Source organism: Pseudomonas sp. USTB-Z, from assembly GCF_019691255.1.
Taxonomy (GTDB): domain Bacteria; phylum Pseudomonadota; class Gammaproteobacteria; order Pseudomonadales; family Pseudomonadaceae; genus Aquipseudomonas; species Aquipseudomonas alloputida.
Genome location: NZ_JAECZP010000005.1, coordinates 195,994 through 218,804, shown reverse-complemented (window position 1 = coordinate 218,804; position 22,811 = coordinate 195,994). Strand labels below are relative to the sequence as shown.

The 22,811-nt window shown below is 64.9% G+C and carries 20 protein-coding genes; 1 reads left to right on the top strand and 19 read right to left on the bottom strand.

The annotated features are described in order from the left end of the window. Window positions 1-3 precede the first annotated feature (3 nt). From I8746_RS08440 to mnxG, 19 genes are all read right to left on the bottom strand, one after another. Window positions 4-855, bottom strand: a complete 852-nt coding sequence (locus I8746_RS08440; RefSeq protein ID WP_012052154.1) for a CsgG/HfaB family protein — start codon at window positions 853-855, stop codon at window positions 4-6. A gap of 34 nt (window positions 856-889) precedes the next feature. Beyond that, window positions 890-1,303 carry a curli assembly protein CsgF gene (locus I8746_RS08435; RefSeq protein WP_003247970.1) on the bottom strand — a complete coding sequence of 138 codons (414 nt, stop codon included), beginning with the start codon at window positions 1,301-1,303 and terminating at the stop codon, window positions 890-892. After that, on the bottom strand, window positions 1,300-1,701 hold the full coding sequence (gene csgE / locus I8746_RS08430) for a curli production assembly/transport protein CsgE (RefSeq protein WP_003247969.1): 402 nt from the start codon (window positions 1,699-1,701) through the stop codon (window positions 1,300-1,302). The genes I8746_RS08435 and csgE overlap by 4 nt, the downstream gene beginning before the upstream one ends. Next, on the bottom strand, window positions 1,698-2,225 hold the full coding sequence (locus I8746_RS08425) for a type II secretion system GspH family protein (protein ID WP_221100450.1): 528 nt from the start codon (window positions 2,223-2,225) through the stop codon (window positions 1,698-1,700). Before I8746_RS08425 ends, csgE begins: the two co-directional genes overlap by 4 nt. Then, a complete protein-coding gene (locus I8746_RS08420) occupies window positions 2,200-2,574 on the bottom strand; it encodes a type II secretion system protein (protein WP_003247965.1) in 375 nt (124 codons plus the stop codon). The genes I8746_RS08425 and I8746_RS08420 overlap by 26 nt, the downstream gene beginning before the upstream one ends. Window positions 2,575-2,579: 5 nt before the next feature. Beyond that, window positions 2,580-3,059 carry a type II secretion system protein gene (locus I8746_RS08415; RefSeq protein ID WP_003247963.1) on the bottom strand — a complete coding sequence of 160 codons (480 nt, stop codon included), beginning with the start codon at window positions 3,057-3,059 and terminating at the stop codon, window positions 2,580-2,582. Then, window positions 3,056-4,921, bottom strand: a complete 1,866-nt coding sequence (locus I8746_RS08410) for a secretin N-terminal domain-containing protein (RefSeq protein ID WP_012052152.1) — start codon at window positions 4,919-4,921, stop codon at window positions 3,056-3,058. The genes I8746_RS08415 and I8746_RS08410 overlap by 4 nt, the downstream gene beginning before the upstream one ends. Next, complete coding sequence (locus I8746_RS08405; protein ID WP_017148307.1) at window positions 4,918-5,424, bottom strand: hypothetical protein; 507 nt, start codon at window positions 5,422-5,424, stop codon at window positions 4,918-4,920. The genes I8746_RS08410 and I8746_RS08405 overlap by 4 nt, the downstream gene beginning before the upstream one ends. Continuing rightward, complete coding sequence (gene pilO, locus I8746_RS08400) at window positions 5,424-5,987, bottom strand: type 4a pilus biogenesis protein PilO (protein WP_014756951.1); 564 nt, start codon at window positions 5,985-5,987, stop codon at window positions 5,424-5,426. The genes I8746_RS08405 and pilO overlap by 1 nt, the downstream gene beginning before the upstream one ends. Next, the gene (locus I8746_RS08395) at window positions 5,974-6,516 is read right to left on the bottom strand and encodes a pilus protein (RefSeq protein ID WP_012052149.1); all 543 of its coding nucleotides are present in this window, start codon (window positions 6,514-6,516) and stop codon (window positions 5,974-5,976) included. The genes pilO and I8746_RS08395 overlap by 14 nt, the downstream gene beginning before the upstream one ends. Window position 6,517: 1 nt before the next feature. Next, a complete protein-coding gene (locus I8746_RS08390) occupies window positions 6,518-7,297 on the bottom strand; it encodes a hypothetical protein (RefSeq protein WP_004577514.1) in 780 nt (259 codons plus the stop codon). Further along, window positions 7,281-9,068 (bottom strand): GspE/PulE family protein, encoded by a 1,788-nt coding sequence (locus I8746_RS08385; RefSeq protein WP_227743092.1) that lies wholly within the window; start codon window positions 9,066-9,068, stop codon window positions 7,281-7,283. The genes I8746_RS08390 and I8746_RS08385 overlap by 17 nt, the downstream gene beginning before the upstream one ends. Before the next feature lie 60 nt (window positions 9,069-9,128). Beyond that, a complete protein-coding gene (locus I8746_RS08380) occupies window positions 9,129-9,662 on the bottom strand; it encodes a response regulator (protein WP_017148304.1) in 534 nt (177 codons plus the stop codon). 249 nt (window positions 9,663-9,911) lie between these two features. Next, on the bottom strand, window positions 9,912-10,553 hold the full coding sequence (locus I8746_RS08375) for a SurA N-terminal domain-containing protein (RefSeq protein ID WP_004577516.1): 642 nt from the start codon (window positions 10,551-10,553) through the stop codon (window positions 9,912-9,914). 12 nt (window positions 10,554-10,565) lie between these two features. Beyond that, on the bottom strand, window positions 10,566-12,056 hold the full coding sequence (locus I8746_RS08370) for an ABC transporter substrate-binding protein (RefSeq protein ID WP_259674097.1): 1,491 nt from the start codon (window positions 12,054-12,056) through the stop codon (window positions 10,566-10,568). 194 nt (window positions 12,057-12,250) lie between these two features. Then, complete coding sequence (locus I8746_RS08365; protein WP_012052145.1) at window positions 12,251-12,916, bottom strand: SCO family protein; 666 nt, start codon at window positions 12,914-12,916, stop codon at window positions 12,251-12,253. Then, the gene (locus I8746_RS08360) at window positions 12,913-13,569 is read right to left on the bottom strand and encodes an SCO family protein (protein WP_004577519.1); all 657 of its coding nucleotides are present in this window, start codon (window positions 13,567-13,569) and stop codon (window positions 12,913-12,915) included. Before I8746_RS08360 ends, I8746_RS08365 begins: the two co-directional genes overlap by 4 nt. Further along, window positions 13,566-15,542: a cytochrome D1 domain-containing protein gene (locus I8746_RS08355; protein ID WP_012052144.1), complete on the bottom strand. Its 1,977-nt coding sequence runs from the start codon at window positions 15,540-15,542 to the stop codon at window positions 13,566-13,568. Before I8746_RS08355 ends, I8746_RS08360 begins: the two co-directional genes overlap by 4 nt. Before the next feature lie 18 nt (window positions 15,543-15,560). Continuing rightward, the gene (mnxG, locus tag I8746_RS08350) at window positions 15,561-21,404 is read right to left on the bottom strand and encodes a manganese-oxidizing multicopper oxidase MnxG (RefSeq protein ID WP_088512693.1); all 5,844 of its coding nucleotides are present in this window, start codon (window positions 21,402-21,404) and stop codon (window positions 15,561-15,563) included. A 328-nt stretch (window positions 21,405-21,732) separates the two neighbouring features. Here mnxG and I8746_RS08345 point away from each other — a divergent pair, with 328 nt between their 5' ends. Next, window positions 21,733-22,806 (top strand): enoyl-CoA hydratase/isomerase family protein, encoded by a 1,074-nt coding sequence (locus I8746_RS08345; RefSeq protein WP_221100448.1) that lies wholly within the window; start codon window positions 21,733-21,735, stop codon window positions 22,804-22,806. Window positions 22,807-22,811 lie beyond the last annotated feature (5 nt).

Genomic DNA, 22,811 nt, shown 5'->3' with positions numbered 1-22,811 from the left:
GCTTCAAGGCTGCTGATTCTGGCTCAAGAACTTGTCCACCGTGGCCTTGCCATCAGCTGGATCCCCCGCCACCTGCCACAACCGCCGCTCGATCCCCTGCGCCAGCAAGTGCCCCACCGCCGATTCAATCGCCGACAGCACGCACAACTGCGCCGGTTCATTGGTGGTATACCCCACCTCGGCTTCCAGCAGCTTCTTGAACTCGATGAACTTGAACACGCCGGCACTGCGCCCTACCGAGTAGATGGTCTTGCTGGTCATCACGTTGGCCAGCACCTGCCCGGTGCGCACGTCCACAGCGCGCAGGTTGACGGTGACCTGGTCCACCCGGTACTCGCGGGAGATGTCGATGCCTAGGTAGCGGGCGCCTTCGCCGCCGCTGCGCACGTTGGTGTCGTAGGCAATGATGCCGCCCTCCAGCATCAGGTTGGCGGCCTGCAGCGGGGGCAGTTCGCCCATGATGTTTTCCGCGACATCCGGCTTTTTCTGCGACGCGCGGATGATCTTGCGCTCGGTCAGCAGGTTCTGCAGCCCTTCACGCTCCAGCACCACGAACCAGCCGCTGGCACTCAAGGCGTCCATCAACATGCTGGCCGCGCCTTGGGTGACGCTGGTGGAAAACGAGCTGGCCGGGGTCGGCTTGTACTGCCCGGTCTGGTCGCGGAAGCCGTACACCACGGCCATCAGCCGGCCTTTGGGCCGTGGCATGTTGATCAGGTCGTAGTAGGTCGAGGCCCGAGGGGTCAGGGTCGGGGTTTCCGAGTCCTGTTCGGCCGACATGGGTTCGCGCAGGCTGCAACCACTTTGCAGGCCCAGGGCGGTGAGGATCAGCAGCGCGCTCAGCAGACGTTTCATGGTGTTCTCTCCCCAACATAAAAGCCCTTCCCTCTCAGGGGTTCAGGCCGCTGACCTCAATGATCGAAATTTCTCCTGTGGCACGATCGGTGACCTTGATGCTCAAGGCCCCGGAATCGTCGATGACGTCGATGAGAAACGCATCGGTCGCCATGCTGCCGGTGTTGCCGTTGCTGATGTTGTCCAGCAACTGCGACAACATCCGCGACTCCAGCTGGTTGCTGAAGCGCTCAAGGGCCGTGGTGCCGGTAAAGGCCGAGGCGCGGTCCTTGAGGTCCGGGTCGTCGTAGTCGTTCTGCGCCTGGGCGTTGTTCAACAGCCAGGTGCCGTTCAACGGGTTGCCGCCAAAGGCCGGGTTGACCGGGGTGTACACCAGCTCGGTGGCCTGGGCAGCACAGGCGCTGGCCAGCAGGCAGGCGGCAATGCAACGGGGTATGCGGTGGTTCATAGCTCGTCCCTCTCCAAGTCGGTGGTGTCCTGTAGCAGACGTTGCAGCTTGCGTTGAATGATCTGCTGCTTGACCAGGTCGGCAGCGGCGACGGCCTCGTCTTTGAGCTCGGTGGTATTGGGTGGCAGGAAGCGGCGGTACACCACTTCACGCTCGAACTCCACCGTCACCAGGCTGCCCCAGCGGGCATCCGGGCGTTCGCGTACCACCAGGTTGAAGTCCAGACGGCTGGTGGCACGCAGGCGGTCGGCGAAGTAGTAGTAAAAGTCGTGGCCAATGTGCGAGATGGTGTTGTCGACGATAAAACCCTGCATCTCGTCTTCAGCACCCGCCTTGGCGCAGGTGGTCACCCCAGCCATCAGCAGCAGGCTCAGGCACAGCGCAGTCAGGCGCTTCATGGCGTGTCTCCCGGGCCTACATTCGTCTGCACACCGCGTGCACTTTCGGTAAAGGCCTGCTCGGCGACGAACTGCCAGTCGCTGTAGTGCTCCATCCCCTCGAACCCGCTCCATTCGGCGCTGAAGCCACTGCGCTTGAAAGGGGTGGCGTCCGAACGGCTGTAGACGCCAGTGATACGGCCGTCGATCGAGCGCAGCAGGCCCCATTCGTCGCTGTTGCTGATCGGGTCAGGGTAAAGCCTGCGGATGTGCCGTTTGGCCTGCGGGAAACGGTTGTCCTGCAGCAGGTCGGCCAGGTCCTGGGGGTACTGGGCCAGCCCTGGCGAGGCGCGGTAGTAGCTGCGCAACGCCTGGGCATACTGGCTGCCGACCCAGAGCAACTGGCGTTCGCGGTCGCGTTGGGCGGCGCTCGCCCAGATCGTGCCGATGGCCGCCAGGGCCACGCTGCTGACCGCAATCAGCAGCAGCACACCCAGGTAGGTGAAGCCGCCGTTGGCCTTACCATTCAGCGAAGAGGCTGCCATCACGCGCCCTCCCTGTGGCACCGCTCTTGATGTCGGCCACGCCGCCCGCCACACCCTCGGGCGGCGGCACCAGCTGCCAGGCATCGCTGCGCTCGGTGATCGGGTCGACCGGTGTATTGCGCAGGTAACGTTGTTCCACCAGTTGTTCCAGCGAATCGGGGTAGTGGCCGGTATCACCGTAGTAGTGGTCCAGCGCCTCGCGCAGCACTGCCAGGCTCTGACGCAGGGTGGCCTCGCGCGAGCTTTCCAGGCTGTTGAAGTAGCGCGGCATGGCGATGGTCATCAGCGTGGCGATGATCGCCATCACCACCAGCAGTTCGATCAGGGTGAAGCCTTTGCTGCGTTTCATGGCTGTCACCATTGTCCGTAAGGGATATTGTTCAGGCCTTTGCCGCGGGCCCTGGAATACACGTCGAACACGTCTTCGCCGTCGCGCGGGTTGTCGGGGCTGCTGTCGTAGGCACGCAGGCCCCAGCCGCCTTCGTCTTCATCCTTTGCCGCCACCAGCGGGTCGTGCGGGATGCGCCGCAGGAAGTAGAACTTGGCGCCCTTGGCACTGCGCACATCGCGCACGCCCTCTACCAGCACCTGCAGGTTCGGCGGGTAGCCACTGCTGTCCACGCGCTTCTCGATGTAGCCGGCGTCGAAGGCCCGCTTGTAGGCATCGATGGCGTCGCGAATCTGGTACAGCGCCTCGCGCAGTTGCTGCTCCTTGCCGCGGCGTACCACCGTTTCGGTCAGCGGCGCGGCCATGCTGGCGAGCAACCCGAGCAGTGCCAGGGTCAGCACCACCTCGATCAGGCTGAAGCCGTGCATGCGACGCCGCGCGTTCATGGCCGTGGGCTCCCGTTGACCGGGGCGACCGCCATCTGGCTGTCCACGACCGGTTCATCGGTGGTCGGCGCATTACCGGGTACGTCCATCGGCGGCAGTGGCGCCATCTGGCGCACCTGCATGGCCGACTCGGTGCCCGTGGAAAACTCCATGTCCGACGGGCTCTGGTACGGCAGGTTACGCACGATGCGCGGGGTGATCGCCAGCACCAGCTCACTCTTGCTCATGTCGTCCTTGTTGCTGCCGAACAGCCGGCCCAGGCCCGGGATATCGCCAAGGCCGGGAATCTTGTTGCCACTGGCGTTGTGGTCGTTGCGCACCAGGCCTGCCAGCACCTGGGTTTCGCCGTCATGCAGGCGCAGGCTGGTCTGCGCGTTGCGGGTGTCGACCTGGACCGGGATGGTGCCCTGGCGGGTGGCCTCCAGCGGGGTGGCGTTGCTGACCTCGAGCGCCACCTTGATCGCCACTTCGTTGTTCAGGTGCACGGTGGGCTGCACTTCAAGCTTCAGGCCGACGTCCAGGTAGGTGACGCTCTCGGTAATAACCGGCCCTTGGGTCGACGGCACCGAGGTGGCGCTGATGATCGGTACCCGCTGGCCGATGTGGATGCGCGCTTGCTCGCGGTTGCTGACGCGGATCACCGGGCTGGCCAGGGTGTTGATGTCTTTGTCCTGGGCGTTGATCTTGGCCTGCGGCGCCGGCGCAATGCTGATGCGGCTGGAACTGATGCCCTTGAGCTGGTCGAGCACGCTGACCGGGTTGCCATCGTCGCTCAGCACGCCGAAGGTGTTCGGCCATTGCAGGCCAAGGTCGAGGATGCGCGAGGTGGCCACCTCCATCACCTCCACTTCCAGCACCACCTCGGGGTTGGACTGGTCCTGCGACTGCAGCAGCTTCTCGGCCATGCGCACCGCGTCCGACGTGTCGCGCATGGTCAGGGTGTTGAGGCGCTCGTCAACGAACACGTCGCGGGTCTTGAGCATGGTCTTGACCATGTTCAACGCGGTATTGGCGTCGATGCTGGTCAGGTAGAACGTACGCATGACCAGTTCCTGGTAGTCCTTGGTCTTCTGCGGCGAATCGGGGTAGACCATGACGGTGTTGTCGTTGACGATCTTCTGGCGCAGCTGGTTTTGTTCCAGCAGCAGCGCTATCGCGTCCTCGATGCGCACCTCGCGCACGAAGATGGTGGCTTTCATGTCCGGGCGCAGGTCCTTGTCGAAGATGAAGTTGATGCCGGCCACCTGCGACAGCACTTCGAAGATGGTCTTCAGGTTGGCATCGCGAAACTCCAGGGTGACCGGCCGCTCGAGCTTGCTGCGCAATTGCGGGTACGGCTGCGCGGTGCGTGCCTGCACGTTTTCGATGTCGCTGCGCAGGGTTATGCCCTTCTGGTTCTGCGGGTCCAGACGCAAGACTTCGCGCATGTAACGTTCGGCACCGAACAGGTCGCCCTGGCGCAGCGCCGCCTGGCCAAGCGCTACGCGATCGTCCAGGGTGCGGATCAGCTCCAGCTGGCGAATGCCATCCTGGGCGCGGCGGTTGTTCGGCTCCAGGGTGAGCACCCGGCCATAGCCCATGCGGGCATTGGCGAAGTCGTGGCGGACGCGGTCGCTGTCGGCCTGGCTAATCAGGGCCTCGACTGCCGCCTGGCGGCTGTGGGCCAGGGCGATATTCAGCTCTGTGTCACGCGGGTCGTCGCGCAGGGCCTCTTCCAGGCGGGCGATGCCGGCCTCGTACTGGCCCTCTTTCATCAACTGGTCGCTGTCCTGGCGAACCGCACTGGAGCCGCAACCGGCAATGGCCACGCACAGCGCCACGAGCAGAAACGGAGCAGGCTTGCACAGCTTTGACGACTTCATGGTGCGCTCCCGACAGACAAGGTCTGCGACTGGTGCAAAGGCAGGTAGACCAGGTTCAGCTCGCTGGCCGATACCCGATCGAGGCGATAGGTGTCTTCGATCACGTCGCCTTGGCGCACGACGTAGAGTTTTTCGCCGCTCTGCAGGAAGACCTGCAGGTCGTCGCGGTCACCCATGCGGCCGATGAACTGGAAAGGCAGTTCCGGGGCCGTCGGGGCCGCGGCGACGACAGGTGCCGTCATGACGGGTTGTTCGGTGACCGTGGCCAGGGTTTTGGGTGTGGTCCATTGCTGGGTTGGGAACAGGTCGCGGGAGGCCTGTTCCGGCCCTTTCGCGGGTAAGCCCGCGCCGACCATGGACGCAGCGCTTTCTGTTGCAGGCGCGGGTTTACCCGCGAAGGCCGCGACGCCATCGTCCTGGCCAAACCAATGGTCCGGTGCCCAGGCCAGCGCCGCGCTCACGCCAAGGAAGCCGGCCCAGATGACTGCACGTTGTGTGTTCATCATGACCTCGACAGGTAAAGGGTCATGCGCAGGCGGGCATTGAGCTCGCTGTCGCCGATGCGTTTGCGTTGCAGCTCAAGGTCTTCCAGCACCAGCGTCGGCAGTTGCTTGAGCAGGCCCTTGATAAAGCCGCGAATCTGCGGGTAGCTGCCGCGCACTGGCAGCACGATCTGGTAGCGGGCCAGCTGGGTCTTGGGGTCGATGCCCAGCGCGTATTCACCGCGGGCCAAGCTGATGCGCTCGGCGCTGGCCAGGCGGTACAGACGCTCGATCAGCTCGCTGGCCTGGGGCTGACCGGGCAGTTGCTGGCGCAGGCTGTCGAGGGCCTGCTGCTCGGGCTGGACCGCAATCTTCAGCTCACCCCGCTTGACACGCCCCACCTGTTCGCTGGCCTGAGCTTCGCTGGCGCGCAGTTCGCGTACGCTTTGCCATTGCGGCAGCACACCGGCACACCCCACGCCAATGGCGAGCAGGCCCACGGCTATGGCAGCCAGGCCTACCGGGCCGACAACGCGCAGGCGCTCCTGGAGGATCAGGCTGCTGAACGATTCAAGGGCGCGCATGGCCGGTCTCCCAGGTGGCGGTGAGGGTGAAGCGCACCGGGTGCTCGGGCCGCGCAGCGAGCACTTCGTGGTTGAGCAGCGACACGTCGCTGAGCTCGTCGCTGGCTTCCAGCCGCTGGTGGTACTGCAGCATCGCTTCGAGGTTGCGCGCCTCGGCGGCAATGCGCACCTGGCCCTTGCGCGCATCCGGCGTCAGGCCGAGCAGCGCGACGTCGTCCTGCGGCATGGCTTCAAGCATGGCGAACAGTTGCTGCCAAGGACGTTGCAGTTGCTGCGAAACACTGCGCATTTGTGCCAGGCGCTCAGCCTGCTCCCGGCTGGCAGCGCTGTTATTGGGTTGTGCGATGGCCGGGCGCCGGCCCAGTTGCAGTTCCAGGCTATGGACGCTGGCTTCCAGCGCCACGTGCTCGGTCTGCAAGCGTTGCTGCAGCAGCACCAGGCCGGCGACCATGGCGCAGGCAAGGATGAGCAGCGACCAAACCAGCGGTCCGCTGCGCCGTGGCTGGAATTCCAGGTCGAGGCGGCGCATGTCAGGCCACCGCCCGCCACATGGCGCACAGCGGGTCGGCTTCGCTGGCCGGCTGGCACAATTGCACGGCCGCCAGTTGCGGCACGTCGCAGCGGCCCGGGGCATGCAGGTACACCCGCGGCAGGTGCTCGCCGTACAGCTCACAGGTACGCTCGATCAGTGCTTGCAGGGCTTGGTCGCTGTCAGCGCAGCCTTGCGCCAGCACTTGTTGCCAGGCACCGCCGGCGGCCAGCAGCAATACACTGCGGCGCGGCTCGGCCAGCACGAACAGGAAGTCACCCTGCTCCAGCTGTGACCAGCAACGGTTGTAGGCAGCCATCAGGTATGGCTGCACCGAGCGCAGGCTCAGGCGGCTTTCCCGGCCCAGTGCCTGCAGCCGCTGCAGCAAGGCTTCGGGCAGCGCCGTGGCGATGCGGGCGGCACCGGCAGGCTCCGGTGACAGCACGATGCGCCAGTCGTCCAACGGCTGCCCGTAGAGGTTTTCGAAGCAAGCGCGGGCATAGGCGTCCAGCTCGCGAGGGTGGCCGATGGCGTCACTCCAGGGCACCAGACAGAAGCGGCTGTAGCGGGCCGACAGCAACACCCGCAACTGGGCGCCACGTACCGCATGCTCGGCCAGCAGTGCGGCCAGCCCGTCGACGGCAGCATCCCAGGTCGGTTGGGTGGCGTCGCTGCTGAACGCGCGGCTGCCCAGCCATTGGTGGTGATTGTTGTGCCAGCGACCCAGGCCGACACCCTCGGCGCCCAATACGGCGCAGTAACGGTCAGATGAATGTGACACGGTTGATCTCCTCAAGGGTGGTACGGCCATCGCGGACCAGGTCCAGGGCCGAGGCTCGCAGCAGGCGCAGGCCGCGCTGGCAGGCAAGCGTCTTGATCTGCGCCAGCGGGCGGCGCTCCACGATCATTTGCCGCAGGTCGTCATCCAGGTGCAGCAGTTCGGCAATGGCACTGCGGCCGCGGTAACCACTGCCACGGCAGTGGCCGCAGCCCTTGACGCGGACGAATGTCCAGCCGGCCACCCCCTCGCGGGTCAGGCCTGAGCCATACAGGGTGTCGTCATCGTGTTCGCAGGGCGTGGCACAGTGCGGGCAGGCCAGGCGAATCAGGCGCTGGGCCAGCACCGCGTTGAGCGCAGAAACGAAGCTGTAGGGGTCGACCTGCATCTGGCTGAAGCGGCCAATCACGTCGAACACGTTGTTGGCGTGGATGGTGGTGAACACCAGATGGCCGGTGAGCGCCGATTGCACGGCAATCTGGGCCGTGTCGGGGTCACGGATTTCACCGACCAGGATCTTGTCCGGGTCGTGACGCAGGATCGAGCGCAGGCCGCGGGCGAAGGTCAGGCCCTTCTTCTCGTTGACCGGGATCTGCAGCACGCCGGGCAGTTGATACTCGACCGGGTCCTCGATGGTGATGATCTTGTCCACGCCATGGTTGATCTCGCTGATCATGGCGTACAGGGTGGTGGTCTTGCCGCTGCCTGTAGGGCCGGTGACCAGGATCATGCCGTAGGGTTCTGCCGCCAACCGGCGCAGGGCGCGCAAGGTTTCGTCGGCAAAGCCCAAGGCTTGCAGTTGCACGCCGCTGACCCGGTCGGACAAGTCCTGCTTGTCGAGCACCCGCAGCACGGCATCTTCACCGAAGATGCTAGGCATGATCGACACCCGAAAGTCGATTTGCCGGTCGCCCACGGCCACCTTGAAGCGGCCGTCCTGGGGCACGCGTTTTTCGCCGATGTCCAGCTCGGCCATGACCTTGATGCGCGAGATCACCTGGTCGGCGAAGGCGCTGCCACTGGCCTTGCCGGCACCGTTGAGCACGCCGTCGATGCGGTACTTGATGGTCAGGCCCTGGCCGGTCATGCCCAGGTGGATGTCGCTGGCGTGCAGCTTGAGGGCGTCGTACAGGGTGGAGTTGACCAGCTTGACCACGCGGCTCTGGTCTTCGCTGATACTGGCCAGCGACAGGCGTTGCAGCGGGTCGCTTTCGCTGCTGGCGTCGGCGTCGTGGTCAAGGGCATCGACTGCGTGGAAGCTTTCTTCATGACGGGCCAGGAAGGTGGCCAGATCGGCGGCGTGGGCCAGGTAAAGCGGCGCGCCTTGCAGTACGTCGTCGATCCAGGCCAGGCGAGCGTGGTCGAAGGGGTCGGCGAACACGCCCAGCAGTTGGCCGCCTTGCTCGATCAGCACACATTCGCGCTTGAGGCACTGGGCCAAGGCCAGCTTGTCGAAGCGTGGGGTGCTGGCCAGCAGGCTGTGGCTGTCGAGTACCGGGTAATGCAGGGTCAGGCCCAGGCGCTGGGTGAAGGTGTCGGGGGTGTCGCAGGCCAGGCGTTCCAGGCAGTCGAGCAGGCGCTCGTCGGTGGCTTGCAGACGGGCCTGGGCCAGCAGTTCGCGGGGGTAGGTCTGGCACGGGTTTACCGGTGCCGGCCCTTTCGCGGGTGAACCCGCTCCTACAGGTTCAGTGCAATCCTGTGGGAGCGGGTTCACCCGCGAAAGGGCCGGTGCAGGCTTTGCAGATTCCGGGGTTGCATCGAATGCTTCTGGCATGGCCTGCGACTCCGCTCAGGGGCGCGTCGCAGGCTGGCTCGGCCAGGGGTGCGGGCGCCGCTATTCCCCTGTGAGCAGTTGATCGTCGTCGGGCCCTGGTGGCTTGGCGCCATTACGGCGGCGGTCGGCCAACACCCAGCTTCCATCGTACAACTGCAGGGGGAACGATTCGTTCCTGTTCTGGCGTCGTTCGACGAACCCTTCGGCCGGGTTGTCCGTGGCCCTGCGCCGGCGCTCGATGCCCAGCAGGTCGAAGATCGCACGCGCCAGCTCCATCAGTGGGAACGGCTTGAACAGGACGTGACTCACACCGAGTTCGGCGGCCCGCTCACGCACCTCGACGGTGGGGTGGGCGGTGATCAGCACGAAGTGGCATTGCCTGTTCTTGCGTACAGCCTCCAGAACCTGAAAACCTTCCATGTCGGGCAGGCGGTAATCCAGCACAACTACTTGCGGTGCCAGGCTATCAGCCTGTTCGATACCACTGGCACCGTCGTGGGCAACATGAACTTCCAGGCCTTGCGCCTGCAGATACGCTTGCAGGTTCTGCGCAAGAGTCTGTTCGTCATCGACTACCAATACTCTGTTCACCAAGGTCGACTCCCCAATACTGCCCGGTTCCCCGGTCTGCGAAGTGCGCCCTTGTAGAGACTTGAGCAGGCTTCGTGCCAGGCGTGAATAGTCATGTTGCACCACTGTAAGCCACTGATTTTACTAGGGTGCTGGCCAGCAACCCACCTACGCTGAGCAGGCGCACCCACCCTGTTCCCCACAAGCGGGGAAAATGATGGCACATTGCCAAACCCTAATTCCCCAGCATTGGGGCAAGCGCCATCAACGGCCTCAGTCAGCGATCTCCACTTTAGCGGACTCGCGCAAACGTTGGCGCACGGATTGGCGCGCCTGCGCCTCCCGCTGCCCGATGAGCGTTGCCCTGGCCAAGGCCAGACCGTGTTCGCGTATGACCGATGGATTATCACTTTGGTTCTGCGCTCCTTGCAGTCTCTGCTGGTTGGCATCATAAAATGCCTCCACTTCGCCCTGGCTCGGCGCGTCGACCGCGCTGAGCAGGGCGTACACTTGCTGGGCCGCCATCTCATGCCGGGTGTACTCAGTGTACTGCGCCCTGTCGAAGCCCGCCTCTGCCAGTCGCCTTTCGAATAACGCCGGGCTGCCAAACGCCGCTTCTATCTCGCCAACCTGTGCCGACACGTGTTCATCGCTGACGGCAATGCCTTGGCGTTGCGCTTCCTGCCATAACAACTCCTTGTCGATCAGCTCGTCCAGCGCTTGGTCACGCAGGCGTTTGTACAGGCCTGGGTTGCGGATGCTGGTCACCGCTCGCCCCTGGGCGTCCAGGTACTCGCTGAAGTAGCGCTCCAGGCGCATCAACCCGATCTCGACACCATTGACCCGCGCCGCTGGCACATCGGCCCAGCTCACGCTGGTCAGCACCAGCAACAGGCACAACCACACGATCCGCATGACAACCTCCGCTCAAGGGCTGACCGGCACTGGCCGGTAGGGGGTGACCGCAGTAAAGCGTGGCCCGGGCAGGGCCACCGCCACCACATGGGCACCTGCCATGCCCTGGCGGCGACCTGGGCCAAAGCCCAGTGCCGGGGTCAGGCCGGTGGGCACATCGTGCAGGCCTTCGAGCGCAGCGATCAGTTGCTCGCGGCTGGCATCCCGACCAATCTGCTTCAGCGCTTCGCTCAGCAGGCGCAACGCGCACAGCGTATTGACCTGCAACGACACCTGGCGCGGGTCCAGGCCCTGGCGCTGCTGCAGCCCGGCGAGCGTAGCCTGGCCTTGCTCGGTCCAGTCCTCTGGCACGTAGGGGTAGGCCAGAAACAGCCGCTGCGACCACTGCGCCGGCAAGCGCGCCACAGCGCCGGCTACCTGACTGGAAGCGGCGAACAGGTAGGGCTCGCGGCCCGCCACCTGCAACGCCGCCGCCAACTCGGCAAAGGCCTGGGCGCGGCCAAGGAAGACGATGCCCTGCCCGTCCACCGCCTGGCCGTCGAACGCCTGGATAGCGGGTGGCACCCAGCCCTGCTGTCGTAAACGCTCGCGCACCTGCTCGGCCAACGCGGCGTGTTCGTTACCGGCATACACCACGCGTAACTCATCCGGCGCCAAGCCCAGCGCCACACGGGCATGGCCTGCCAGGCTCAGCAATTGCTCGGGCAAGCCGGGCAGCGGGTCGAAGATCTGTGCACTGCCGCCGCTGCGCGGGGTACTGCCGATCATCGGCACGTTCTGTGGCGCCAGCAAGGTCGTCAGGCGCTGGTCGAGCATGGGCGCCAATGGCGCGATCAGGGCGAACACTCGCTTTTGCTCGAGCAACTGTTGCAAGGCGCGTTCGGCACTGACTGGGTCAGAACCTGGGTCAAGCACCACCAGTTCCAGGCGCCGCCCGTGAATGCCGCCTTGCTGATTGAGTTGACCCACGCCGTCTTCCAGCACGGCACGCACCACCTGCCCGGCGTCGGCCAGCGGACCGCTCGCAGGCAGCAGCGTGCCAAGGCGCAGCACGCCCTCTTCCACACCAGGGTCACGTTCTTCGGCCAAGCGTTTGAGATAGGCGGTGAGGTTGCGCTGGTCGGCCAAGGTCAACTCGAAGCGTGGCATGGCCGGGTCGAGGCGATTGCCAGCCGGGTCGATACCCTGCTGGATGGCCCGCGCCAGGCTGCTGTCGGTGTAGGCCGGGTAGCGGCGGCCGTTGGCCTCGCGCGAGCCCTGACCGAGTGCCAGGTGTTGCCAGTCGAGGCTGGGGGGGCGAACACCACCTTCGGCACGGCCACGGCCGTCGTTGCCATGGCAACTGGCGCAGGGCAGCACGCTGGCGGGGACTGTGATACCGCTAGCGCCTACCCGGGCTTGCAATTGAGCGTCGCTACTGGAAACGCCCTCGCGGTAAAGGCGTTTGCCGGCTTGTTCGTGGTCGGTCAGGTCCAGGGCCAGGGCTGAGGTCGAAGATGCCATGCCAAGCACGCATGTGAGCCATATCGCAAGCCCTGTGGGCGCGGCCTTGCGTCGCGAAAGGCGCGCGCAGCGCGCCCCTCTTTCTGCGCTTAAGCTGCCACTGCCGGGGCTGCTGCGCAGCCCTTTCGCGACGCAAGACCGCTCCCACAACAGGTGATGCCACAGAGGCCAGTTCCCCAGGCGGCCCATGATACTTACCGACCTGCCAGCGGCTGGGTCAACAGCTGCATGCGCTGGGCAATCGCCGCTGGCGGTGCATCCGGGCGAATCTTGCTCCAGCGTTTACCTGCAACATCACCGGCAATCAGCTGCGTCGAATGCTGCTCGGGACTCGGCAGGAACTGCCCTATACGGCCAAGCACCAGGTCGACATTGGCCTTGTCACCGGTCAGGAACAACCAGTTCGGCCCATCCACCCCTTGCTTGGCAGCGAACGCCTTCAGCGCCTCGGGGGTGTCGTTCAGCGGGTCACTGCTGATCGACACGAAGGTCACCTGGGCGGCCAGGGCTGGCCCCATGGCCTCGCGCACCTCGCGCAGCTTGCGGGTGATCAACGGGCAGGCATCGGTGCAATGGGTGAAGATCACGTTGAGCATCACCACCTTGTCCTTGAGCACGTCACTGTAAAAGCGCAGCTCGCGGCCATTCTGGTCCTTCAGCACGGTGTCGGTGAACCAGGTCTTGGCGTCGCGTGTACCGCCACCACTGGCCATCGCCTGCGGTGCTGGCTGCGGCTCGGGGGGTTGCGGCGCATGGCCTTCGTGGGCGAACGCCACCGACGTGAGGATCCACAGGCAGCCACCCAGTACCAGCCAGTCGAATGCGCGCATCCCAGCGCGGTGGGAGGTTGCAGTGCTCATGGTTGCACCTCGTGATGGTCGGCAATGGCGGTGCTCTTGGCATGTACCCGGCGCGCACTGAGGCGGTTGATTTCTTCGATCAATACGCCCGGGTCGGTGAAGCCGTAGTAACGCGTCCAGTGCCCGCTACGCCCGTCACCCACCAGTATCAGCGGCGGGTGCTGGCTGAGGTCGGCGTTGAAGCTGCCCAGCCCCTTCAGGGTTTCGGTGATGGCGTACGGGGTACCGGTCAGCCAGCTCCAGCCCGGCCCTTTCTGGAATGCCTTGGCATAGTTTTGCAGGCGCTTGGCGTCGTCACGCTGAGGGTCGACACTGATCGACACCAGGCGAACCTCCTCGCCTACCCGGCCGCCCAGCTGCTGCTGGACCTTGCCCATGATTGACGACACCACCGGGCATACCGTGGTGCAGCTGGTGTAAATGAAGCCCATGACCACCAGATGGTCACCCACCAGGTCTTTCTCCAGACGTACCGGCATGCCTTCCTGGTTCAGCAGCGACACATCGGCAAAACGCACACTGGCCTTTTCCTGATGCGCCGCCGGGGGCTGCCCGGCATGGCCGTCATGCGCGTGACCGGCGTGGGCCATGGCCAGGTGGCTGGCGAATGCCAGGCTCAGGGCCAACAGTGTGCAAGCAGGCTTGGCGTTCATCGCACATTCCTCACGTCAGTCTGGGAGGCGTTGGTTGCAGCAGCCGGCAGAACGCGCAGGCTGGTGTAGTTTTCTTCGGCAAACTTGCGCCCCAACGAGGGCGACTGCACATGCAGGTACCAGGCGCCGGCCTCAGGCAAGTTCAGCGCTGCCTGGTAGACGCCCTCGCCCACCTCTTGCAGCTGCAGGTTGCGCGGCATCGACGATGGCGCCAGGAAGTAGCGCAGGCTCAAGTCGTTCAGGCCCAGGCGCGGCTGCCCGTCGTCACCGACAATCCGTACCCGCGCGGTGAAGTCGCTGTGCTGCGGCAGCGGCTGGTCGAGGCCAATGAACTCGGCACGCGCACCTTTACGTTTGCTGGCATCGCTCCCTGCGGCCACTTCGGTGCTGAAGCAATGAATGATTTGCGGCTGGTTGAGCAGGAAGGCAACGTCGAACTTGCCGGCGGCGGGCAGCTTCACCGTCGAGCCATACACCCCGGGGGCCACTTCGCGCAGGCTGCGGTCAACGACGATGGCGGCGCGGGCCTGGTGGCCGCGGTTGTTGTAGCCGGACATCGGGGCATTCATGCCTTCAGCATAGAAGTAGGTGGTGTTGTCCACCGGGTTGACCACGAACACCGAATTGTCATCACGCGATACCGACAGCCCCTGGGCCAGTGGCAGGTCGCCGGCCTGGCGCGGCGCTGCCGGGCCAGCCTCGAAGCCTTGCACGATGGGCGCACGCCCCTCGCCCAGGCTGGCCAGATTGATCATGCTCACTTTCGGCGAGGCCAGGCCACGCACATAGGCATAGCCTTTGGTGAACGTCAGCTGGTACGGTTCGGCCGCCACCGGGATGCGGTGGATCAGCTTGTCGGTACTGGCGTCGATGACCAGGGCCTGGTTCTCCAGGGTATTGAGCACGAGGCCGTAGCGGCCATCATGGCTGAAGCGCATCGGCCCCAGGCCCTGTTCGGCCTGGACCGTGTGGCGCAACTGATGGCTGCGGGCATCGAACACCCGTACGCTGCCCTCCTCGCCATCGACCACGTACACAGCCTGGGACAGCGCCGAATAGCTGACCGACAGCGGGTGCGGGCCTACCTTGATGGTCTTGGCCAGGCGCATTTCCGGGATGTCGATGACGCTCAGGGTGCCGCTGTCGCGATTGCTGACATAGGCATAGCGCGAGTCGGCGCTGAAGGCGATTTCGTGGTGCCCGGTACCGGTGTTGAAGTGCTTCATGGCGCTGCGCCCCGGCACGTCGATCACTGTTACCCCGCCTTTGCCCGGGTCGCTGCTGTTGTTGCCAACCCACAGCCGATGCTGGTCAGGCTGCAGGGCCACGCGAAGCGGCTGGTCGCCGGCGTCCAGGTCGGCCACGCGGGTGAAGGTTTCGGTATCGATCACCGAGACCTTGCCCCGCTCGGGTATCGACACGAAAACCTGCTTGTCGTCGCTGGTGGCCGCCCAGTCCATGGGCCGCCCTGGCAGCTCGATGCGGGCCATGGTGCTGGTCACGCCCCCCACCGACACCGTCGGGTCGATCACTGTCAGGCTGGCGTCATTGTTCAACATCAGCAAGAAGTAGCTGTTCAGGTCGAGCAGCGGCCGGGCCCCGATGCTGCTCTTGAGAAACAGCGCGACCCGCGCCTTGCAGCTCTGCTCGCGGTCCCCGGCCGGGGCCGACTGCGCCGGGTCGATCCACGCCCCCGGGGCCATGCCCGACAGCGGTTGGCCACTGGTCTGGTCGCTGAGCTTGAAGCGGATGTTGGCGAAGCCGCCCTCCTTCAGTTCGCCGCCGGCCAATGGCCGGGCCTCGAACTCCACGTTCACGCCGTCCCGGCTGAGCCGGTGCAAGGCCTGCGAGCCGCCCCGTTCCTGCAACAGCTCGCGCGGGTCGCACCATAGCTTTTCGTACGCCACGCCCAGGCCGATCAGCGCTACCCCCAGCACTACCCCCAGGTAAGCAGGGCGAGTCTTTTTGTTCATGCTCGCGTTCCCCTTCCGTCACTGCGCCGGGGCCGTTGCCGGCGGCGCTTCATTGGTCACCCGCAAGATCCCCCACAGCCCCGAGAGGTTGCCGTAGGCGGCGTAGTCGCGGAACAGGTAGTCACCCGCCACCGCGTTGGCACCGCCAGCACTCGGCAACATGAAGCTGAAGTGCGCCGCTGGCAGTACGCTTTCCTGCGCGCCGATGTACATGGCCATCGGGTTGTAGCCAAAGCGCACCGAACCGATACCAGGCAGGCCAATCGGGTAACCGTCCGCATCGCTCTTCTCGGCCTGGTAGTTGTGCAGTGGCCATACGTGCCCGTCCAGCTGGTAGACCATGCCGCGGCTGCCACCACTGGGCATCACGATATGGTTGCGCACCGGTTGGCCAGGCTTGGCGTACAGCACCGGGGTTTGCGGGTCGCCACCGACCAGGGCGTTGGCGTAGGCCATGTGGGCGTTGGGTACATCACCAAAGCCCAGGCCATTGGCGCGGCCGAATGGCGAGTCGGGCGCCATGCCGAAGCGCAGCCACAACGGTTCGGTCTTGTAGTTGACCGCCATGTTGCCGTTGTCTTGCGGGTCACCGGCAGCACCGTTGCCTTCGGTATTGATGCCTTCTACCGGACGGCCATCGGCCCAGCGCATGTTCAGTGCGCGCTGCCACACCGTGACGAAGTCGCGGTAGTCCGGCTGGCCGCTGACCTTCACCGTGGCCTGGGTACGGGTAGCAGTATCCTCGGTCCAGGTGGCGGTTTGCGGCAGGATGCTCATGGCGCCCACCAGGCCTTTCTGCGGCTGCTTGATGAAGTCTGACGGGGTCAGGTTGAGGCCGCCGAACTCGATAGGCGTGGTGTTTATGTTGTCCACCGTGCGGCCCAGCTGCGACACCGGTTTGCCTTCACGCTCCAGGTGGCCGGCGTAGTACTGGTACTCCTTGGTCGGGTAAGCGCCGCTGGTGCCGGCACGTGGTGGCACGGTCTGCACCGGGTTCAGGCCAACGTTGGCACCGTCTGACTTGGTGATGTCGTAGGCCAGCAGTTGCGCATGCAGGCCCACGTGGCTGGACGGCCGCATCAGGTTGTTGGCAAAGGCGGTGGAGCCTTCGCTGTCGAAGCGGTCACGCTTGACCACGTTGTGCATCACTGCAGTGCTCGGCAGGTCTGGCATCACCAGTGGCAAGCGGTTCTCCAGGGTGATGCTGATGCAGTCGCCGGCATTGGCGCGCAATACCAGCGGCTCTACCGGGACACCCGCCTTGAGCTTGCCGGTGGTGGCATCGAGGTCAGCCTTGCGCACGTACAGGATCGCGGTCGGGTCATGCAGCGGCGCACTGTGGCCACCGATGGTGAAAGGCTCCCCATCTTCGGGGTCTACCCCGCTCACCAGTGGGATGGCGGTTCTACGGCTGTTGAACACCAGGGTGCCGCCGTTGGCCTTGAGCGCGCCACCGACATGCTGGCCGACGCCCGCCGGGTCGTTGATGCTGACGCCGTTACGGTTTTCGAGGATGTCGTTGGCCAGCGCTGCGACGATCTCGTAGCTGCGCTTGACCGTGGTGCGGGTACCGATGCCGTTCGGGTTGGCCGTGGTTTTCGGGCAGATGCCGTTGAAGTTCACGGTGTTGCGCATGGCCACCGGCTGCGGGTTGTTGGGCAGCGGGAACAGGTCGGCACGCTGCGCGGTGTAGTTGCGCATGATGCCCCAGATACCGTTCCAATAGCCCTCCAGGGCCGCGTCCAGCGAGTACAGGTAGTCGCCGTTGGTGGCTGCCGAACTGGAGATCATCGACACCGGCGCCATGAAGCCCAACTGCTCGGAGATGCCGATCATTTGCGACGACTTCCAGCCCGAGTTGGAGCTGTTGCCGAAGCCAGAACCGTTCTGCAGCCATTTCACGCCGTGCAGGGTGACGTTGTGCTCCTCTTCATGGCCACCGGCGTGCATGCGCAGGCGCACGTTGTCGCCGGAATAGGTGCGCAGCAACGGGGTGAACGGGTCGCCCGGCTCGGCGCCAGCCGTGTTGATATGCGGCGGGAACAGCGTAGTGCCGCCGGTAGGGCCGACTGCCGAGGTAATCGCCGATGGCGACAGGTTCATCGCCGGGATGGCGCGGTCGGTACGGGTTTGCAGGGCATAGCTGAGGTCGCCGGCCAGGCCGTCGGCCTGCATGCCACGCTTGCCGTCCGGGCCGACCTTGTTCGGGTCATACACGCGCAGGGCCAGCGGTTCGTTGCGGTAGTTGACGACGAACATCCCCGGGTCATCCACCGAGATCGCCTGCGGGCATGGCCGGCTTGGGCAGCCCGGGTTGAGACCGCCGCGTTTCTCGACGATGGCTTCGAGCAGGTTCGACGCCTTGCCGCGCACGGGCGGGTTGATGGCGTAGCGGAAGCTGTCGGCTGTGGCCGGGTACGACTGGGCATTGGGAATGCCGTCCGGCCCTGCGCCTACGTACACCCCGGCTTCATAGGCATGCTGGAAGTCACTGTACTCCAGGAAGAACTCGCGGTAGCTGTCGTTCTTGCCGTCGCCATCGTGGTCGCCGGTCTGGATCACCGCCTGCCACGAGGTCGGGCCGCCGTCCTGGCGCGTGGCCGGGTTGTACAGTTGCTCGCCGGTTTCGGCGTGGTACCAGGTGGAGCCGGCCGGTTCGGCCAGCACGGTGGCATACAGGCCCAGTTGCTGGTGGGTCGATGGGCCAAGGTGGTCATGGGTGAAGATGGTACCCAGTCCACGGTCGACGTTATGCACGTTCACCAGCGGGTCAGCGAACCAGCGCTGCATGGCTGTACGCGCGCCCAGCCAGTCGGCGCGACCAAAGCGGCCGAAGTACGGGTGCTGTCTGGCTTTCGGGCAGGCAGCGGTGCCATCGCGGCTATCCCCATCAGTGCAACCGTTGTAAGTACGAATGGCATGCACGCGCTCGACCACGCTACCGGGCGAAAGAATGCCGTCTTCGTAGTTCCAGCCGTTGGCCGAGCCGTCGGCAGCGGTCAGGTCCCACTTGGGCAGGTGGATGTGCTGGCCGATCACGTCGGTCGGGGTGCGCACCTGGTAATCGTCCATCTCATAGATGTTCGGGATCAGGTTGGTGTGCTGGTACATCGCGCAGTCGAAGGTGTTCATGCGCATCACCAGCGGCTCTGGCGGGCGCTGCTTGGTAATGACCGGCCAAGCGTCTTCCCACAGGGCAATGATGCGTGCCTGCGGGAAGTGGTAGCCCACTTTGTTGTACACCGCGTCGAACTGGATGTTGGCCCCTTTGTAGATGCGTGGGCGGTCGGCAGTGAAGGCCGAGGCGCCACGGAAGTTCACGCCCGTCAGGCTCTCTCCACTGTTGAACTCCCCTACCCCGGAAGACTGGGTCAGGCGTTTTCCACGGTCATCCATGCACGGCTCGTAGAACGGCGCACCCGCAGTCGGCAAGGCGCCGTTGGTGCGGAACGCACTGGCCACTGGCTGGCTGCCGGGGATCAATGCATAGCTGGGGTGTTCAGCCATGGCGTGGAACTGCATGGCGGCCTGCTCGACATCGGTGCCCTCTTCCGGCAGGTAGATGGGCTTGGCCTTGTGCACGACCTTGGTGAAGTCCAGTTTGGTGGTGGTGGTCTCCGCCACGCCACCGGCGGACACACCGTCCAGTGCATGGCGGCCAAGGCCGCCGTCCCAGCCATCGACCTGGTTCGCATCCAGGTTGGCCCACAGGGCTTTACCACTGTCTTTCAGTTGCCGGGCCAGGGCCGGGTCGAGCATGTCCAGGGGCGGGGTTGGCGGGCGGTTGCCCACGCTGCTTTCCATGCCGCCGATCCAGAACGGGTAGCCTGGGTTTTTCAGCGTGCCGTCGGCATTGCGGTTGGCCTCGGTGCGATCGACCAGCGCCAGCGAGCCCACGGCCTTGCGCACGGGCGCCTCGCTGGCGTGGTCGTCATCATCCTCGTCTTCGTGGTCATCATCGTTGGCGGCAACCAACGCTTCGGAGAGCTTGGGCACGACCACGACTTTGCCGGGCATGGGCGCCATGGCCTTGCCGGGCAACGGCACAATGGCCGGAATCGGCGTACCGGCAACGATCTCGCCATCGGGCAGGGCCCGGGCGCCAACGGCCGGCTTACCGCTACGCAGGGCGAACGGGGTACTGTGGAAGCCATTCTCGCCCTGCCCGCTTACCTCCAGACGCGTGCCTTCTTCGAACACGTCATGCACCCGCCACATGGCCCACATGCCCTGGGCGAAGTGCGGGTAGAAGTGACAGTGGTAAATGGCATCGCCGGCAACGCGGTTGCGGTTGCCCGAACCACCGTTGGCGATTTCGTAGGTGTAGCCGACACCGGCGCCGATGCCTTGGGCATCGATGTAGTCGGAGTTGTCGTCATTGGGGTTGAACAACCACTGATGGCCGTGCAAGTGGAAGATGTGCTGCTCGTGCCCGTTGTGGGTGTTGCGGAACTTGGTGAAGTCACCGATATAGCTGTGGTGCACGTTGGCAGGCTCTGAGGGGTAGAGGGCCATGCTGGCCTTGACCCCGACGGCGCTGGCCGGCGGCACCTCGCCCGGACGGATGTGTTCCAGGCCAACGTTGGCCGGTACATCCACCAGGGTGCCTATATCGCCGACCGTGTGGGCGCTGAGGAAGAACTCCTCATAGGCACACGACAGGCAGTCGTGCATCGGGCCCACCCCCAAGCGGTTGGCCACCACTTCGGCACCCATGCCACCAGAGCCGTAATTGATCATGAACGAATCGCGCGCCGGCTCCAGCACGTGGCCCATCACCGGGTCGGCCCAGTAGCCAGGGAAGGCCTGGGTACCGGCAACCTCGTCGGCGAACTGCGAGGCGAAATCACGGAACGCTTCCAGTCGGTTGGGCAGCGCCGGGTTGCGTTTGCCCGCGCTTTCCAGCGGGTAAGTGGAACTGGGGAAGCTACCGTCAGGGTTGGGCCCCATGACGATGGCATCGGTTTCGCTGCTGATGATCTCGTTGCCGTTGACCATGGCAATGATCGGTTTGCCGGCCTTGCCTTCGGCGATCCACGGTTCGACCTGCGGATAACGGGCTTCGTAGTCGATCACGGGCTGGCCGGTGGCGGTTCGACCCGTGGTGGCCAGGCGCATTTCTTCTTCAGTGAGGGTGTTGCGGTAGGTACGGCCCAGTTTGGGCACGACCACCACCTGGCCGAACAGGCCGTTGGAGACATTGCCCGCCGTGCCCTCGCCGCCGAACGTAGCGGCTTTGCTGGTGGCGGCGAAGGCCCCTTCGCGCTCGGCATACAGGGTGTAGCTGCGGGTGCTGCCGGGGCTGACGAAGAAGTTGCCGTTACGCCCGGTATAGGCGGAAATATCGGCAATGCTGTTCACCGCCTGCATCCCGTTGACCTGGAAGCCAACCATACGCTCGGCCACCTGTTCGTCGGCGACAAAGCCTTCGCCGCCTTCGTTTTCAACCTCCGGCCCCTCTTCCTCACCCTCGGGCTCTTCAGCCTCGATGCCGTGCTTGTTGGGGTTCGCCTTGTAATCCAGCAGGTTGGTCAGGTTGACCGTCAGGCAGTCACCGGCCGCCACGCGCAGCACGATAGGCCGCGGGCGCTTGTCGGGGCGCAGGGTGACCTTGCCCGGTACCGCGGCCCCGCCCTTGCTGAGGGGGACGTGCTTGTCGTCCACCACGTCCTCACGGAGGGCAAACATCATGCCGTTGGCGTTTTGCGCGCCAAGGCGGTTGAACATCAGTGGCTGGTCCAGTGCCACCACGTTGGCGACCAGGGTGCGCTGGCACTGCACAGCCGCCTCGCTGGTTGCTTCCCAGCCAAGCAAGGCCAGTACAAGTGATGACAGGATGGGGCCTTTGAGCGGCGTCGACATGCTGCACCTCCGGGACACAGGATCTCTGCGGGGAGCTGGAGCAAGGTGTGTGCCAGAAGAAAAGTTCAATATTAATCAATAACTTGTACGATCAACCGCAACGGATTGGGGAGGATCCCCCAGCAGGTTCCCCCGAATCGGGGGACGGAATCCCGTGGGGGCAAAGGCAGCTTCACAAGCGCGCGCTGGCCTCACACAAGGTAAAAACGCACGGTACCCTTGCACAATTGTCGATTGTGCAAGGCAAATTCGCATGCCAGGATCCTGCGATCCTCCAGCGAACTCCAGACTTCACTTGGAAAATCAATAACAAAGCAGGGAGAACGCAATGACTGCACACGCTCATACCCCGGCAGCAACCGACCATGTACTGGCCGAGGTCCGCAACCAGATCGGCCACCTGACCCTGAACCGCCCAGCCGGTCTCAATGCCCTGACCCTGGACATGGTGCGCAGCCTGCGTCAGCACCTGGACCAGTGGGCCGACGACCCGCACGTACGCGCCGTGGTCCTGCGCGGCGAAGGCCCCAAGGGGTTCTGTGCCGGTGGCGATATCCGCTCGCTGTACGACAGCTTCAAGGCCGGCGACACGCTGCATGAAACCTTTTTCGTCGAAGAGTACGCCCTCGACCTGGTCATCCACCGCTACCGCAAGCCGATACTGGTGGTGATGGACGGCTTCACCCTCGGTGGCGGCATGGGCCTGGCCCAGGGCTGCGACCTGCGCGTGGTCACCGAGCGCAGCCGGCTGGGCATGCCCGAGGTCGGCATCGGCTACTTCCCGGACGTGGGCGGCAGCTACTTCCTCTCGCGCATCCCCGGCGAGCTGGGCATCTACCTGGGTGTCAGCGGTGCCCAGATCCAGGCGGCCGACGCCTTGTATTGCGGCCTGGCCGACTGGTACCTGGCCAGCGACCAGCTCGCTGCCCTCGACCAGGGCCTCGACCAGCTCGACTTCAGCGACCACCCGCTCAAGGACCTGCAAAACCTGCTGGCCAGGCTCGGTACCCAGGTACTGGATGACGCGCCACTGGAAAAGCTGCGCCCGGCCATCGACCACTTCTTCGCCCTGCCCGACCTGCCAGCCATCGTCGAGCAACTGCGTGCGGTGAGCCTTGGCGACAGCCACGCCTGGGCGGTGGCCACCGCCGATCAGCTGGAAACCCGCTCGCCTCTGGCCATGGCGGTTACGCTGGAGATGCTGCGCCGGGGGCGCGAGCTGGGCATTGACGACTGCTTTGCCATGGAACTGCACCTGGACCGCCAGTGGTTCCAGCATGGCGACATCATCGAAGGCGTGCGTGCCCTGATCATCGACAAGGACAAGCAGCCCCGCTGGAACCCGCCGACCCTGGCCGCGCTGCAAGGCCAGCGGGTCGAACAATTCTTCGAAGGCTTGTGAGCCCG

What these genes read in the sequence shown, in the direction of transcription:
- I8746_RS08385 (WP_227743092.1), bottom strand. Translation starts at nt 9,068, where the DNA reads ATGCCAGAAGCATTCGATGCAACCCCGGAATCTGCAAAGCCTGCACCG.
- I8746_RS08365 (WP_012052145.1), bottom strand. Translation starts at nt 12,916, where the DNA reads ATGAGCACTGCAACCTCCCACCGCGCTGGGATGCGCGCATTCGACTGG.
- I8746_RS08370 (WP_259674097.1), bottom strand. Translation starts at nt 12,056, where the DNA reads ATGGCATCTTCGACCTCAGCCCTGGCCCTGGACCTGACCGACCACGAA.
- I8746_RS08415 (WP_003247963.1), bottom strand. Translation starts at nt 3,059, where the DNA reads ATGAACGCGCGGCGTCGCATGCACGGCTTCAGCCTGATCGAGGTGGTG.
- I8746_RS08375 (WP_004577516.1), bottom strand. Translation starts at nt 10,553, where the DNA reads ATGCGGATCGTGTGGTTGTGCCTGTTGCTGGTGCTGACCAGCGTGAGC.
- I8746_RS08345 (WP_221100448.1), top strand. Translation starts at nt 21,733, where the DNA reads ATGACTGCACACGCTCATACCCCGGCAGCAACCGACCATGTACTGGCC.
- I8746_RS08410 (WP_012052152.1), bottom strand. Translation starts at nt 4,921, where the DNA reads ATGAAGTCGTCAAAGCTGTGCAAGCCTGCTCCGTTTCTGCTCGTGGCG.
- I8746_RS08405 (WP_017148307.1), bottom strand. Translation starts at nt 5,424, where the DNA reads ATGAACACACAACGTGCAGTCATCTGGGCCGGCTTCCTTGGCGTGAGC.
- csgE (WP_003247969.1), bottom strand. Translation starts at nt 1,701, where the DNA reads ATGAAGCGCCTGACTGCGCTGTGCCTGAGCCTGCTGCTGATGGCTGGG.
- I8746_RS08420 (WP_003247965.1), bottom strand. Translation starts at nt 2,574, where the DNA reads ATGAAACGCAGCAAAGGCTTCACCCTGATCGAACTGCTGGTGGTGATG.
- pilO (WP_014756951.1), bottom strand. Translation starts at nt 5,987, where the DNA reads ATGCGCGCCCTTGAATCGTTCAGCAGCCTGATCCTCCAGGAGCGCCTG.
- I8746_RS08395 (WP_012052149.1), bottom strand. Translation starts at nt 6,516, where the DNA reads ATGCGCCGCCTCGACCTGGAATTCCAGCCACGGCGCAGCGGACCGCTG.
- I8746_RS08360 (WP_004577519.1), bottom strand. Translation starts at nt 13,569, where the DNA reads ATGAACGCCAAGCCTGCTTGCACACTGTTGGCCCTGAGCCTGGCATTC.
- I8746_RS08435 (WP_003247970.1), bottom strand. Translation starts at nt 1,303, where the DNA reads ATGAACCACCGCATACCCCGTTGCATTGCCGCCTGCCTGCTGGCCAGC.
- I8746_RS08425 (WP_221100450.1), bottom strand. Translation starts at nt 2,225, where the DNA reads ATGGCAGCCTCTTCGCTGAATGGTAAGGCCAACGGCGGCTTCACCTAC.
- I8746_RS08355 (WP_012052144.1), bottom strand. Translation starts at nt 15,542, where the DNA reads ATGAACAAAAAGACTCGCCCTGCTTACCTGGGGGTAGTGCTGGGGGTA.
- I8746_RS08440 (WP_012052154.1), bottom strand. Translation starts at nt 855, where the DNA reads ATGAAACGTCTGCTGAGCGCGCTGCTGATCCTCACCGCCCTGGGCCTG.
- mnxG (WP_088512693.1), bottom strand. Translation starts at nt 21,404, where the DNA reads ATGTCGACGCCGCTCAAAGGCCCCATCCTGTCATCACTTGTACTGGCC.